10 protein-coding genes are annotated in these 14500 nt (G+C 40.6%); 2 read left to right on the forward strand and 8 right to left on the reverse strand.

The window, feature by feature from the left end:
• The 5 genes from BMW39_RS06360 to BMW39_RS06380 all read right to left on the reverse strand — a co-directional run bounded on the left by BMW39_RS06360 (nucleotide 1) and on the right by BMW39_RS06380 (nucleotide 6625).
• Nucleotides 1-1071 (reverse strand): formimidoylglutamase, encoded by a 1071-nt coding sequence (locus BMW39_RS06360; RefSeq protein ID WP_034973162.1) that lies wholly within the window; start codon nucleotides 1069-1071, stop codon nucleotides 1-3.
• 5 nt (nucleotides 1072-1076) lie between these two features.
• A complete protein-coding gene (locus tag BMW39_RS06365; protein ID WP_034973163.1) occupies nucleotides 1077-2633 on the reverse strand; it encodes a hypothetical protein in 1557 nt (518 codons plus the stop codon).
• Nucleotides 2634-2641: 8 nt separating this feature from the next.
• Entirely contained in the window at nucleotides 2642-3769 is a 1128-nt protein-coding gene (locus tag BMW39_RS06370; protein WP_034973164.1) for an EpsG family protein, read from the reverse strand.
• 92 nt (nucleotides 3770-3861) lie between these two features.
• Nucleotides 3862-5211 carry a hypothetical protein gene (locus BMW39_RS06375; RefSeq protein WP_051879807.1) on the reverse strand — a complete coding sequence of 450 codons (1350 nt, stop codon included), beginning with the start codon at nucleotides 5209-5211 and terminating at the stop codon, nucleotides 3862-3864.
• 331 nt (nucleotides 5212-5542) lie between these two features.
• Nucleotides 5543-6625: a glycoside hydrolase family protein gene (locus BMW39_RS06380; protein ID WP_034973165.1), complete on the reverse strand. Its 1083-nt coding sequence runs from the start codon at nucleotides 6623-6625 to the stop codon at nucleotides 5543-5545.
• Nucleotides 6626-6834: 209 nt separating this feature from the next.
• Between BMW39_RS06380 and BMW39_RS06385 the strand changes: the two genes are divergently transcribed.
• Both BMW39_RS06385 and BMW39_RS06390 read left to right on the forward strand, forming a co-directional pair.
• On the forward strand, nucleotides 6835-7314 hold the full coding sequence (locus BMW39_RS06385) for a hypothetical protein (RefSeq protein WP_034973167.1): 480 nt from the start codon (nucleotides 6835-6837) through the stop codon (nucleotides 7312-7314).
• A 338-nt stretch (nucleotides 7315-7652) separates the two neighbouring features.
• Entirely contained in the window at nucleotides 7653-8447 is a 795-nt protein-coding gene (locus BMW39_RS06390) for a hypothetical protein (protein WP_131474268.1), read from the forward strand.
• A gap of 167 nt (nucleotides 8448-8614) precedes the next feature.
• Here BMW39_RS06390 and topA read toward each other — a convergent pair whose 3' ends face one another.
• The 3 genes from topA to BMW39_RS06405 form a co-directional block, all read right to left on the reverse strand.
• A complete protein-coding gene (gene topA / locus BMW39_RS06395; RefSeq protein WP_034973169.1) occupies nucleotides 8615-11185 on the reverse strand; it encodes a type I DNA topoisomerase in 2571 nt (856 codons plus the stop codon).
• A 154-nt stretch (nucleotides 11186-11339) separates the two neighbouring features.
• Nucleotides 11340-13358 (reverse strand): FG-GAP-like repeat-containing protein, encoded by a 2019-nt coding sequence (locus BMW39_RS06400; protein ID WP_074719323.1) that lies wholly within the window; start codon nucleotides 13356-13358, stop codon nucleotides 11340-11342.
• A 20-nt stretch (nucleotides 13359-13378) separates the two neighbouring features.
• A complete protein-coding gene (locus BMW39_RS06405) occupies nucleotides 13379-14476 on the reverse strand; it encodes a hypothetical protein (protein ID WP_034973170.1) in 1098 nt (365 codons plus the stop codon).
• Nucleotides 14477-14500 lie beyond the last annotated feature (24 nt).

Here is a 14500-nt window from a genome sequence, read left to right on the forward strand (position 1 = left end):
TTAATTTCTTGTAAATCTCGGACTTAGAAATCCTCTTTTGGCCTCGTCAAAATCCGAACGCGAACACGGAATACAATTGTCAATATTCTCATCCTCGCCAAAATACCAAAGATTGCTGAAAACATCGCGTTTGAAAGCATATTGCTCATCCTTGATCAAAACAAAAAATGTTTCAAAAGACTTCTCTTTCGGATGCGACCTTTGAATATTGATCCCCTCGATCAAATACCAAAGCATCTGCGCCAAAAGCTGGTGATTGAGCTGAGAATCAGAATAAATATTATAATTGAAAATCCCGACAGACTTTAGTTTTTCACCAAGTCCGATTTCCTTCATATACGCGCAAACTTCCCTTTTATTAAGGCCATTCACCTGTGGATTGATGGAAAAAGCCTCGTTGAAACTTTCCACCGCATCACAGTTGATGGTCACCAAATCTGCCTTTCGGAAGTAAGGCTCGGTTTTCTCTGTGGAATTCATCATCTCTGCCAATCGGATAATGTCAAATTGAACTTCCTTGATGAGTTTCACAGAATCAGATTCGTTCAGATGTTTCTGATAACCAAGGTGATGATAATTCTTGATAGAGAAATTTTTGGAACCCAAGATCTTACTTAGGAAATTTGACTCGTGAATCTCTTCGTCTTGTTTCAGAGAAACCACATTGCTGATCTGCGTATAATTGATGTCTTTCTGATGAAAACTGAGCGCCGAAAAAAGCGAAAAAGCAAAGTCGTTGCTTCCGCCAATCACGATTGGAATCGCGTGTTTGAAGTGACAAGCTGACAAAACCTCCTGCAAAATATAATGCGAATCCTGAGGTGTTTTCCCGGAAACCAAATCGCCCAGATCTACAATCGGAATCTCAAAATCGAGTTGAGATAATTTGTAAAACTCTCTTCGGATCTGCGTAAATTCCTGACTATCGGCATCGCCGTTTGCACCGCGGTAATCGGACAAAAACAACAACACAATGCTGTCTTCCTTTATCTCGTTGGTGATCTTGTCTCCGATCTGCCAATTCTCGGTTCGGACTTTTCTTGGTGGAATAATAAAATCTTCGAAGTTCATTGATCCTATTTTATAATATTAATGATGACATCTTTCGGCATTTGTTTGGAAAACTCAACCAATTGACTTCTTAGTTTGTCTGTATTTTCTTTTTTCACGGCATAAAATGTAACAATTGACCCGCCACAAATGTAATTATCCAGAATCTCAATCGTTCCCACTTTCGTGAAATAATCTGGCATCTTCGCCCAAGTATGATACACCATAGCAACATCGAAATCCTGAGATCTGGAGGTATTGTAGATGTAATCCTTAAGATCTTTGGTGTCGGCAAATTTACCATGTTCATCTTTTCTAAGTTTCGCAACTTCGATGCTTCCGAGTCCATAAGTATCAAGCAGATGAATATTGTTGTAATAAGTGATCGCCCCAATATCATTGGCAACAACTTTGGAATCCTTGTAATATTTATGAAGAAAATCTGCCAGTTGTATCTGTTGGTCATAGATATTTTTAGAAGCAAGTGTTTGATTTTTCACCATCGGAATAAAACGCAGACAAAATACGACCAGAAGAAATACAATGATTTCGGTTTTTAGAATGACATCTCCTGTTCTTTTCTGAAAAACGCTATCCGCAAAAGGTGCAATTGCAAATAGAACAACTACAACCAAATAAGCCTCATAGCGAATAAGCCAACCAAAATTAGCAAACATAAGATGCAATGAAAATCCACAGAAAACGATGAGAGGAATTGCATTTTTGGAAATCTTATTCATCCATAATCTTTCACCTTTCGCTTTGATGAAGATCTGCGCAATCAGAATCAGGACCAATATCAGAACGGAAATTCCGCGAAAGCCATTTCCAGCCATTCTGGTCACAAATCCCACCAATCCATTGTTTGTATTTCCTTTTAAGATCAGAGAGTTCGGAAGGAAGAATGAACCGTGATCCAAAGAGATCCAACCATAGATCAAAACCGGTGTCAACGCAAACAATCCCAATGCAATGCTTTGAAAATATTCTTTCTTGATGAAGAACAGATAGACGCACATGAAAAATATGAAGAACAAGCTTTCGTACCGGAAACCTGTCGCCAAAATCGCTATCAAAGCCAAATTGGAAAAACCTCTTGGCGTCTCGTGCTCCAAATATTTTTTGAAGGCGAGCAAAACCAAAACCATTGACAACGTGTGGAAAACGTGCTCCATTCCCGTCATGATCATCAGGTGCAATGGCATTAATAAAACTATTGAAGCTAGAAAAATAGTGTAGGTCAATTTTGAAAATTGCTTCAGATAATTGTGAGAGATCCAAATTAAAAATAAGCCTGCCACCGTATTGGCAACCAACGGAATATATTCCCAATTACCAAAAACCTTGATCAAGATCGCCAGCAGAAATGTGAAAAGCGGAGAAGAAGTTGTGGATGAAAATTCGTACTGCGTGATTCCCCAGGTTTGGAATTCTGCAAAATTCTTCGCCATCGACAAATGGATGTAGGCATCATCCAGCGGGTAAATGTATCGCCCAGCAAAACTAGTGACGGCCTGGATATTGAAAAAGATCAATAGACCCAAAATTAGAAGTATCAAGAAAAGTATCGTGTGTTTTTTCATAAAATTGATTAGTAGTTCCAAAGAAAATTGGTGTAAGTCTCAGGCGTGAACCTTCCTGCCTTCCCTTGATATTGCGCAAAAACAAAATAATAGAAGATCATAAAGGATACAAAGAAAAAGTGCCAGAATCTTCGCATATTGACCTTTTCCATTCCATAAATGATATTGGGAATCAGCAGCGCTCCAAATCCAACATACACACCCACCAATCGCGTAGAAAAAACAGGATTGTCCCGGAATATAAAATAAAGACAAACACCCATCACCATGATATTCCTGATATATTCATAATACCAAACCCTCTGACAGGCTTCCTTGTCATACATTACCAGTAGAAAAGCATTGAGGATCATGATTCCATCCATGAAACTAGACGCCTTGTCCTCATAACCAATATAACCGTTGTAGCCATTGGAAACATCCTGAAGATTGAGGCTACCAAGAAATCCAGCAAACAAGTTATAGATCTGGAAAGGTGAAAGTATGATGCAGGCAATCACGGCATAAAAAATCCTTTTGCTATTCATCGGGATCGTTACCAGCCAATATGCGGGCATAAAGATGATGGCAGACTTGTGGAAACCATAAGCAACATACAGACAGAGGAGAAACCAGCCTAGTTTTCTCTCTTTGATGAATTGATAAGAAAGAATACAGATCGACATTCCAAGTGCCTGCCTCATGTGTCCGCTGTCGGCGATGAAATATCCGGGAATAAGTAGTATCAATGCAGAAAAAACCGGATAAGCCGAATCTTTCCTGAAGGTCCAAAGCTTTATTCCTATGGAGATACAAGCACTGACAATTGTAAAAGTTTGAAATGGACCGCCAAACGCAAAGACAAACTTGTTAAGCATCACGTACATCCATTCGATTTCCAGGTCATTCTTCCGCAACAGCATTTTATCTATCAATTCGGAATAATCTATCGTTGGAAAATATAAGTTGTAGAACGTGCGATAGACTGGATAATCTGCGCCTACATTGCCACGCAATCCTGCGAGCACAATCATAACGATACCAACCAACCAGACCGAAAGTGAAGATTTTTTCTCTGAATTTCCGTACACTTCCTGAAAACTGAACAAGATCAGCATCACAAAAAGGATCGTATAAGCTGGATGTAATATTGTCATTGGTTTTCAGGAAATTTTTACAAAAGTATTAAAATGATTATTAATCTTGTTCGTTGATGATCATTAAAGGAATCGGCAGGATACAGATGCTATCACCAATAAAAATTCCCGATCATCTGCATCCCAAACGTCTGAATCAGACAGAGATAAAACAAAACCTTGAATTGGTTGGGATCAACATCCTTCAACAAGATCAAAAAATAAGGTACCAAAAACAGACAGGCTCTCGCCGTTTCACCAGTTCCGTAAGCGCCTGTGAGAAGCATTGCCGACAGAGCAGCAATAGCGGAGAAAAACAGAATATTGATCTTTGGATTTCCAAAAACTTCGGTTCCAGCTCTCTTTGAAAAGAGAATTGCCAGGAAGCCAAAAGACAGAAACAAAAATATCTCCCCAATATCTTCCAGCCTGGTCATCAAATAAACAAATGGCTGATGAAAAAGTCTGAAACCATCCGGATTTTCTGAATGTGATGCCTGTAGGAAGGTTTCCAAATGACTATAACCTGTTGTTACACGAATCATCAGAAATGCTAAAACAAATAGGATTGTCATCATCAAACTCAGCCAGATGAAATTCCATTTTCCTTTGAGTAAAAAATAGAAACTGAAACAGCCTAAAAATGCAAACAGAAACAAACCTGAAAAAGTGATCAAATTCGTCAAAAGCAATCCTGAAAAGATGAATACGAATGACCAAACGTCGATTTTATTTTGATTGAAGATCCTCGCAAATCCTAAAAGGAAGATAAATGTGGAAGTCAATACCAAAGAATCGATGGAGACCAAAAGATAAATATTGACCGATGGGATCACGGCAAACAAAATCAAGAGCCATTTTCTTCTCTGCGCTTCGAAGCCGAGATAAACCAGGATCTTATAAAATATAGGAAATGACAAACAGCCAATGGCAAAGAATACAATTGCCAGGGTTTCGATGTTAGAAATATTCAGGATCCAGAAATGCAAGAGCGTCACAAATGGTGGATGCGTTCTGGTGTGAAGTTGAAAATGTTCCAGATTTTTGGTGAAATCACGAAGCCAAATTGCGCCATCTGTGATTTGGATCGCATCAGCATAATACTGTCTTCCTTTCAGGTAAAACGGTTGCAGAAAGGCGATATCAAAATTTCCCTGACTCAGATTTCCTAAAACTACAAGAGCAATCGCGACCAAAAAGAGAAGATAGACATTCAGTTTTTCTGAATATCGGAAGGCGAAAATCCCGGCGAAAAAAAACAGAAAGGCGAACACAAAGCCGCTCCACAAAAATTGATTGGGATAGATGACAGAGATCGGAAAAAGCAGACCAGTCCCTGTAAAACCGCCCTGCAGTTGATAATAGAAATTGGCTCCGGCAATGGCAACCCAAATGAAAATCGCGACGAAAAAGACAATCCAAGGAAAGTTCTTCAGCGTTGCCCATTGTAATTTTTCGCTCATTCTAGAATGTGTTTTGTTTTTTTAGAATGGTCAAAAATATTAATAATACTTTAGAATGTCTTTAGTTTTTTGTGATTGTCCTGGTTTTTGTATGTGGCTTCGACTTCGCTCAATATAAACTGCGTCGAAGTGCCGTGATCTTCAGATCAATTTTCAAGTCACGAGCAAACGTCGATGCTCCGACCAAACCCATAGCCCTGATGGGAACGGCATCCTTTTTCTTGGTTGCCTCGGCCTACGCTATGGCACCGAGAAAAAGATATAGTGGACAGCAGGTTCCCGGCTCCTGATTGAGTTTGAGAGTTTGAGAGTTTGAGGGTTTTAACTGCTCTTACAAAATCTCGAAGACAAACGTGGTCGAAGTCTCGAACGCGCCGCCCTGCGTGGCACCGAAGAGGAACTGTGGTTTTTTGCCGTCTTTGCTCATCAGCAGCATCGGGCGCTCCAGCCTTCCGAATCGTTTCAGGTGTTTTGCGGGTTCGGGTTCCTGGATGTAATGCTTCATCTCGAGGTAGGCGACCTTTGGTTTTGTCCATTGGATGCCGTCTTTGGTGGTGAGATGCAGGCCGTACTCGTGGTTGTAGAAGCCCATGTCGCGCGCCACCATATGGAATCGGCCGTTCTGTTTCCAGATGAACGCGTCTTCCAGTTGGGCATTGTTGGGCATATTTGAGAAGTCGATGACGGGATTTTCGGAGACTTTGGTGTATGGTCCCAGTGGCGAATCTGATTTGGCCAAGCCGTACTTTCGGTTGCCTCGGACGCTTCCTTTTTGGTTGACATATTCGGCGGTGTTCCAGGATTTGTAGAACAGCCAATATTGGCCGTCGTTGCCTTTCACGAAAGCTGGATTGGTGGTGCAGTGGTCGTCCCACGCGCCTTCTTTCCCGGGGAGAAGCAAGGGTTGTTCTGGTCTTGTCCAGTCGCCATCGAGGGTTTTTGAGGTTGCCAATCCGATTCTTTTGGTATCGGTTTTCCCGTTGGAATTGCCCATAAAGAAGAGCAGATATTGGCCGTCTACTTTTGTGATCAATGGATTGTGGCAAGTGGTCGCATCCCAAAACTCGCCACCTCTTGGGGCAAGAATGACTTGCTTGTGCTCAAATTTTTCGAAAGGTGAATTGGCCTCTGCACGACAGATCTCGGAGCCATTGAGCCAGCCGCCCATTCCTTTTTCCTTCTTCCATCGGGAGTAAAACAGATGGACCTTGCCATCGTCGCCCCAGATCGGGGAACTGCACCAGATGTAGTAGCCATCGAGGGAAAACTGCCTTCCAATGGGTTTCAGTTTGAAGTAAGGCTTCTCAGAAAAATCAAATGCCTTGGTGAAGGATGTCCCAAAGACCACGGCTGCAACGCCTAAGGCTGAGGTCTGTAAAAAGTCTTTGCGGGTGATATGTTTTGGTGCCTTCATTGATTTGATTTTCAGCTAAATTAATGGAAATGCTTGCGGGGAGTGTCCTGCGGTTTCGGCCTAATATCAAATCACCCGCAATTTAATCTTTTGATTTTAAGATATTTATTACAAAAACCCATTAGATCGGCCATAAATTAACTTTTGTAAATCCATCGTTTATTTTAATTTTTTAATTTCAAAGCCTTAACCAATTAAATTCACAAACGATGAGTACAAAAAATCAGATCAGCATCGACATTCCCAAAACTGTGATTGCAGATGTGACAGACAAATTACAAGAATGCAGAACGCTCCTTGCGCCTTATCTACAGGGACTAACTGTCGCAGAGAGAAAATCTCTTTTCAAAATGGGTGATAAAACTGTAGCTACAGTGCAAAAAGTAAAGGACTATGTGGAGACCAATCCAGAGTTTGCCCCTGCATATATGAACAAAGAAGAATTTTTGAAAGACGAAGCTCTGGTCACCACACTCAGTCCTCTTGGCAATCTGGCTGATCAGCTGGCATCCGACATTTCGGACACCATTATCCTTGCCGGAAGCGAGGCTCTTGCTGCTGCCCTGTTCTACTATGGCACTACAAAAGAAGCCGCAGATAGAGGAATTGCCACTGCGGGTCCTATCTACGATGATTTGAAACAGAGATTTGTACAAAGATCCAGAAGATTTCCTCCTGCAACAGAGTAAGAACTCTGAATAACTTCATCAGCGACTCTTTGAAGACTTTCAACGTCTGAAAAGAGTCGTTTTCATTTGAATTTAGACATTCAACATGTGAAAACACTCGTCCGAGACCAATAACACACCTTATTTCTCTGAAATCAGACACCGAAGACACAAAACGGATCATCACATCAGCACAATAGACTTTTAGAATGTAAAAGTGTGGTTTGTGAGTGGTTTTGGGTGGAGTGGAAATTGTGGGTATATTTAAATGACCAATAATTTGAAATTGAAGATTTATATACAATTAATTTTTATTTCTTTGAAGAAATAAAAATTTCAGCAACTGCAAAATGAAAACAATGAAATATGAAGTTTTACTTGTAAATGATTCTTCGGCTGGAGAAATGACTGAAAAATGTTATGAGCAACCATACAATATCAATAATTATAGAGAATACATAAAAGAGCATAATTCTTTTCCTTTGGAAAAACCTCCAATTTGGATTAAAATTTATGATGACAAAGAATTTAATTCCCTGAACGATTTTGTGTATTCATTACAAGATTTTATAATTAATGATAAAGTGAAATCAATACTTGAAAATCACAAATTGCCTAATCACGATTTTGTCCCAGCTGAGATTCATCGTAATGAAAGAAAAATATTATTCAATAAACTCTCTAAATACAAACATTATTATTGGTTTAATACTATCTCAGATTATAATGACTATGTAGATTTTTCAAAGAGCGAAATCAAATTTACTAAAGACAAAAAAATAATTCAACTTAACATTAATTCAATTTTAGAATTATATTCTCTCCGTAATTCCAATCAAAAAATATCGAACAGGATTAATATGCTTTACAAGCTATATCCAAATAATCAATCTAAAATTCAAGAAATAATTCTACACGAAGATTTATTTGGAGTGAGTTGGCGAGCAGAAAAAATTGTGCTGAATAAAAATTTTGACAGAAGCTTAGATTTGTTTTCGCTTCCAATATTTTCTAGCAGAACTTATATCTCTCAGAAACTAAAGGAGAATCTTATCAAAGAAAATATAACAGATATATCTTTTATTAAAACAGGAAATAATCCGGATCCAAAATATCTTTTAAATCCTGAGTTAGAGATTAGTGACTTAGAATAATCTATTTGTACCTCAGACATCCGCTGTTCAAAGTCGGGAGACTTTGCGCAGCGGAATAAATACCCCGCTGGTGCGAGCGTCACGCTCGTATCTTCATAAAATGATACAAGAAAAAACCCCTTTTGAAGATCATCAAAAGGGGTTTAATATTTTAAGTTAAAAAACTTTTATTTCTTAGCAGCAGGTTTCTTCGCCGGTGCTTTCTTCGCAGTGGCTGCTTTTTTGGCGGCTGGCTTTTTGGCTGCAGGTTTCTTTTTCTCGGCGAAGGCTTTTGGGTCTTGCGCCGTGATCCATTTTTTCACCTCATCCAGGGAAACGTCCTTCAGTTCGTCCGCTTCGTACTTGGTGTCGTCTTTCTTTTTCGGGATCTTGTGGATGTTCTTGCCGTGTTTCACGATTGGTCCCCATCTCGCATTTTCGATGGAGATCTTTTCCGCTTCCCAATGCTGGATGTATCGGTTCGCCTCTTTCTCCAGTTTCGCATCGATGAGTTCATTGATGTCGCTTTGGGACAGATTATCAAAATTATAACGTTTCGGAACGTTGATGAAGATACTTTGGTATTTGATAAATGGACCGAATCTTCCCGTTCCCTTTGTTACTGGTTCACCTTTGTAGCTTGCGATTGGCGCGTCTGCCACTTTCTTTTCGTTGATGATCTCCTCCGCACGGTTTTGATCTACGGAAAGCGGGTCTTCACCTTTCGGAATGCTGATGTAGGTCTCGCCCCATTTCACATAAGGTCCGAATCTTCCAACACCTACAGCAACCGGTTGTCCGTCCACTTCTTTCAAATCAAAAGGCAGTCTGAACACTTCCAGAGCGTCTTCCAAAGTGATGGTTGCAATATTCTGATGTGCCATCAATGAAGCAAAGATCGGTTTCTCCTCGTCATCCTGTTCTCCGATCTGGATCATCGGTCCGAATCTTCCGATCCTTGCGTGAACATTTTTACCGGATTTCGGGTCAACACCTAGGATCCTTTCGCCATTCGCACGGTCTGCATTTTCCTCAACATCTTCGATTCTTGGGTGGAATTTGGAGTAGAAATCCGTCATCATCTCCTTCCACTTCTGGTCGCCGCTTGCAATGTGGTCAAAGCTCTCCTCCACTTTCGCTGTGAAACCATAATCCAGGATCTCAGCAAAATTATTGGTCAAGAAATCATTCACGACCTCACCGATATCGGTTGGGATGAATTTATTCTTATCACCACCGAATTTCTCCTGAAGCACCTCTTTTTTGACACCAGATTTCCCCAATGTCATTTTCACGATCTCTCTCGTTTGTGGCTCAAGTTCTCTCTTATCTACATACTCACGATTCTGAATGGTCTGAATGGTCGGCGCATAGGTCGATGGACGACCGATTCCCAACTCTTCCAGTTTTTTCACCAAACCAGCTTCCGTAAATCTTGCGGATGGTCTCGTGAATTTCTCTGTCGCGGTGATTTTTTTATAGTCTAAAGCTTCGCCAACGGAAACTTTCGGTAACAATTTCTCGTTGCTTTCGTCATCTTCGTCCTCAGTTTTCACAATGCCGTAAGCCTTAAGGAAACCATCGAAAATGATGACCTCACCTTGTGCTTCGAAATGTTGTGGCAACTTGGCGTTTCCAATTTCAATCACGGTTTTCTCGATCTTCGCATTCTCCATTTGAGAAGCCAAAGTTCGTCTGTAGATCAATTGGTATAATTTGTTCAACTGCGCATCATCAATGGATTTCAAAGCGAAATCTGTTGGGCGGATCGCCTCGTGGGCTTCCTGAGCAGAAGATGATTTTGTGGTGTAATTTCTTGGTTTAGAATAATTCTCACCGTATTCTGAGATGATCTGCGCCTTAGCACCGTTGATTGCTTCCTGAGAAAGATTCACGGAATCGGTTCTCATATACGTGATGAATCCTTCCTCGTAAAGTCTCTGCGCCAAACGCATTGTGGACGTCACGTTGTAACCCAATCTAGAAGAAGCTTCTTGTTGCAAAGTGGAAGTCGTGAACGGTGCAGAAGCTGTTCTGGTTCCTGGTTTGGTCTCCACATTCAGAACTTTGAAGTCTGTGGTTTTCGCCAAATTAAGGAAGTTCTCTGCATCTGATTCTTTCTCGAAATCTTTTTTCAATTTCGCCAAGATCTCTTGCTGCGCATTATTAAGGAAAATCCCTTCCAGTTTGAAACTTGGTTTTGGGGTAAACTCACGGATCTCTTTTTCTCTTTCAACTACCAATCTTACAGCAACGGATTGCACACGTCCTGCAGAAAGTCCGGTTTTTACTTTTTTCCAGAGAACCGGTGACATTTCGAAACCAACGATTCTGTCCAGAACTCGTCTTGCTTGTTGAGCATTAACTAAATTTTGGTCAATATCTCTTGGATTGTCGATTGCCTTCAAGATCGCATTTTTGGTGATCTCGTGGAAGACGATTCTTTTTCTATTTTCAGGTTTAAGTTTTAGTTCGTCTGCCAAATGCCAGGCAATCGCTTCACCTTCGCGGTCCTCATCGGAAGCAAGCCAAACCATATCAGCTTTTTTCACAGAGGCTTTCAGTTCTGCGACCAATTTCTTCTTATCAGCAGACACTTCATAGTCGGGCGTGAAATTCGACAAGTCGATTCCCATTCCTTTTTTAGGCAGATCGCGGATGTGTCCGAAGCTGGATTTGACCTCGAAATCTGAACCTAAATATTTCTGAATTGTTTTTGCTTTTGCCGGAGATTCGACAATCACTAAGTTTTTTGGCATCCTGAAAAATTTTTGCAAAAGTAGGCGTTTTTTATTTTATATAGCATATTTGTAATTATTCACAGAAACTATCGATCCCAAATGCTTTGATTTTTGGTAAAAAAAAGCCTTCAAAAAAATTTTGTGAAGGCTGCATCCCACATTTTGGGTTGGCTTATTTTTTAATGATCTTTTGAGAATATGAATTCCCTGACTTGTCGTTCGTAACAATTACGTAAACGCCTGGACTTAGCTGTTTGACAGACATTGCATTTTTAACAATTTCGGTCTGAAGAACTATTTTCCCGTTCAGATCAAATACTTTTGCAAGGACAGGAACAAAGTCTTTTTTGGTTTTGAAATTAATGATGTCATTAGCAGGATTGGGATAAACGGTAAATGAATTTTTATCATTAATACTATCCGAAACGGCCAATGTAGAACCTTCGACCACATTCAAAGTGGTATTGGGCGTTACATTATCGATGGTATCTACTTTGCCGGAAGGCCATCTTACAATCACTTTACGGATCTCTGTAGCTTGTCCGATTCCGAAATGGGTATTCAGCGTGCTCATATTTCCGAAGCCAGAACCACTTTGCACGTCGCGGATCTGTTTTCCCCAAGCGCCATAGATCTCGACCCTTGCTCCAATCCCGTTTCTGTTGCTTCCAATTCCTTTGAGGGTTACCTTCAGCCATTTGTTGGTATTTCCATTGTTGAAGAGAATGATCTGACCATTTTGGATATCCAGAAATCCGTCGTTGTTAAGATCACCGATCGGTCTGCGATAGATATCAATATTATAAGGATTGCCGTTGGGAGTAAATTTGAAGTTTCCATCTCCAAACATAATGGTATTCCCTGCTCCTAAAATATCCAGAAAGCCATCATTGTCAAAATCATAGGTCACATATTCCCGACTCATACCTGTTACAGATTCATATCCAGAGCCAGCGGTCACGTCGGAGAAAGTGCCGTCTCCATTATTCTTCATGATCTTGTTCAAGCCATCGGTGTCAGAATTAATACCGATCATGGTGTCCATCAATCCATCATTATTGAAATCGCCCCAAGCCGCAGACCAGCTTTGAGAAGGCTCTGCAAGATTCGCTGCATTGGCCACGTTGGTAAAAGTTCCGTTGCCGTTATTTCTGTAAAGCTCATCGATATTTCCTCCAACTCCAGAGCCACCTTCGCCACATTTTGCAATGAAGAGATCCAGGTCGCCATCATTATCAAAATCTGTCCAGGTAGAAGCATAGTTACCTCCAGATGGAAAATCTCCCAATCCGCCTCGGTTGTGGTTCATATTGGTTCCGTCGTTGAGATAATATCTGTTTGGTCCGTTGTCATCACAGACAAAAGCATCTAATTTGCCATCATTGTTAATATCCACAAAGTTGGTGCGCTGCGTGAGGTAGGATTGGGTTTTTCGGTCTGTAGTGTAGGCTGTTCCTGTAGCGTTGGCTTTTACAAACGTAACACCACTGGATGAACCGTAGATCAGATCATTAAATCCATTATTATCATAGTCACCTGCTGCAATACTCCATTGCGGTTCTACAATTGTATTTGGAGTGGTGTAGCTGACATCATTAAATCCACCTTCTGGTTTTTGCTGGGAAACAACGATCTTTGTTTTGTTGACTACAGAAACAATATCATCCAGATAATCTCCATTCATATCCACGATACAATTGTTGTAGGTACCAGCAACACCACTTACGACCTGAGAAGTGAAAGAAAGCCTATCTGGAACTACGACAGATTCTGAAAATTTGAACTGAAAAGCAGAATTGCTCCATTTATTATCAAAAACGATGTAATAAGGTGTATTGGGAGCGCCACGAAAAGTCACCTGCGCAGAAAACCCAGAATAATCATCATTGCTTATCACGCACGCCAATGTTGTACAATCGCCAGTGTACACCATTATTCTTGTATCATTAGACTGCCCCGCAATTACGGTAGATATGGTAATATTCTTATCCTCGGTAGGTGTATATTTGTACCACGCTCCTGCAGTACCAATACCATATTCGAGGCCACATGCGGACGGTGCGGGATTTCCCGTGATTCCGGGAACGCTGTACGTGCCTGTTGCACTGATAATGACCGGATTGGCACAAGATGTTTGCGCCAGAGCAAAGGCAGCAGAACAAAGAGATGTAAAGAGTAATAGTTTTTTCATATTGGTTTTAAGTTTTGTAATTAATTGCAAGTTTGGTTTAATGAACTGATCCATTGCTGTACTAGTAACAGACCTTCATCGTGAACTACCGTTCTTCCCAGCAAAGGCATTCTGTTGCTTTCATCGACGGATTGAAGTCTGTAATGCATGACCGACTTATTGTAATTGCCAGGCGCAACGATTTTTGATATGGTGGAGTTGACAGGTTCGGCTGCTGTGAGGCAAACACCCAAATTAGTTAAATCACTGGTTTGATTGAAGTTTAGGCGCAATGCACGGTAATCGCAGCGGGCGTTTTGCTGATGACAATGCGAACAATTGGCATCCAGATAGGAGCGCAAACGAATATCAACAGGTTTCGTAGTGTCATGATAATCCACCGTGGATACTATGGAGGAAGGATAGCTGGCCAGATAACCTTCATCCACCAGTTTTTGTAACTGGTTCTTTATATTATTGGTGGAATAGTTGTAGACTGTATTTAGATTTTGTGGTTTTGTACCGATTGGAACAGGTTTCCCATCCACTCTGTGACAGGCAAAACATTCATTTTCCGATGGGATCCTGTAATCTGTAGTTATCACCTCATCGTTTGGTTTCTTGAAACTTATCGTTTGGGAGCTGCCACTGGTAAAATCCTCACCGGTCACCAGAGAAGCTTCTGTTTGCGCATCGTTCCAAATATATTCCGCGAAAATCCATCCGGTAGATTTTCTTATCATCAATCTTGTTTCTATTATCTTTGCCTGATTATTGGGTTGTAAAGTGGTATAATAGAAATTTTTGATCAAAATGGTTCCGATTGGAAAATTGAGAGTCTTTCCATCTTCTTCATAAGTCGCTTTTGTACCTTCTGGCATCCAGATGAATCTTTTCTTCTGAGCATAATCTGTAAACAAAGAACTTGCAGGCTCATATGGGATCACTTTCGAAATTGGTGTCAGGTTTTTTAGGTCCCCAGAAAAAAATGAATAGGTTGAAAGTTTGGAGTACGGCACCGCATTGATATCAAAATTGACCGTCGGCCCAGAAATCGCAGATTCTACAACAGTCGAGTCATCTTTACAAGAATAAAAGAAAAAAAATGATAAAAGAGACAGGAAATAGATGTTTTTCATATTCAGTTTTTTAACAACGAATAT

This window comes from Epilithonimonas lactis (genome assembly GCF_900110605.1).
In the GTDB taxonomy this organism is placed as follows: Bacteria; Bacteroidota; Bacteroidia; order Flavobacteriales; family Weeksellaceae; genus Epilithonimonas; species Epilithonimonas lactis.

Bases quoted from the DNA above. Each gene is read 5' to 3' on its own strand.
- BMW39_RS06360 (WP_034973162.1), bottom strand. From the start codon at position 1,071: ATGAACTTCGAAGATTTTATTATTCCACCAAGAAAAGTCCGAACCGAG.
- BMW39_RS06365 (WP_034973163.1), bottom strand. From the start codon at position 2,633: ATGAAAAAACACACGATACTTTTCTTGATACTTCTAATTTTGGGTCTA.
- BMW39_RS06370 (WP_034973164.1), bottom strand. From the start codon at position 3,769: ATGACAATATTACATCCAGCTTATACGATCCTTTTTGTGATGCTGATC.
- BMW39_RS06375 (WP_051879807.1), bottom strand. From the start codon at position 5,211: ATGAGCGAAAAATTACAATGGGCAACGCTGAAGAACTTTCCTTGGATT.
- BMW39_RS06380 (WP_034973165.1), bottom strand. From the start codon at position 6,625: ATGAAGGCACCAAAACATATCACCCGCAAAGACTTTTTACAGACCTCA.
- BMW39_RS06385 (WP_034973167.1), top strand. From the start codon at position 6,835: ATGAGTACAAAAAATCAGATCAGCATCGACATTCCCAAAACTGTGATT.
- BMW39_RS06390 (WP_131474268.1), top strand. From the start codon at position 7,653: ATGAAATATGAAGTTTTACTTGTAAATGATTCTTCGGCTGGAGAAATG.
- topA (WP_034973169.1), bottom strand. From the start codon at position 11,185: ATGCCAAAAAACTTAGTGATTGTCGAATCTCCGGCAAAAGCAAAAACA.
- BMW39_RS06400 (WP_074719323.1), bottom strand. From the start codon at position 13,358: ATGAAAAAACTATTACTCTTTACATCTCTTTGTTCTGCTGCCTTTGCT.
- BMW39_RS06405 (WP_034973170.1), bottom strand. From the start codon at position 14,476: ATGAAAAACATCTATTTCCTGTCTCTTTTATCATTTTTTTTCTTTTAT.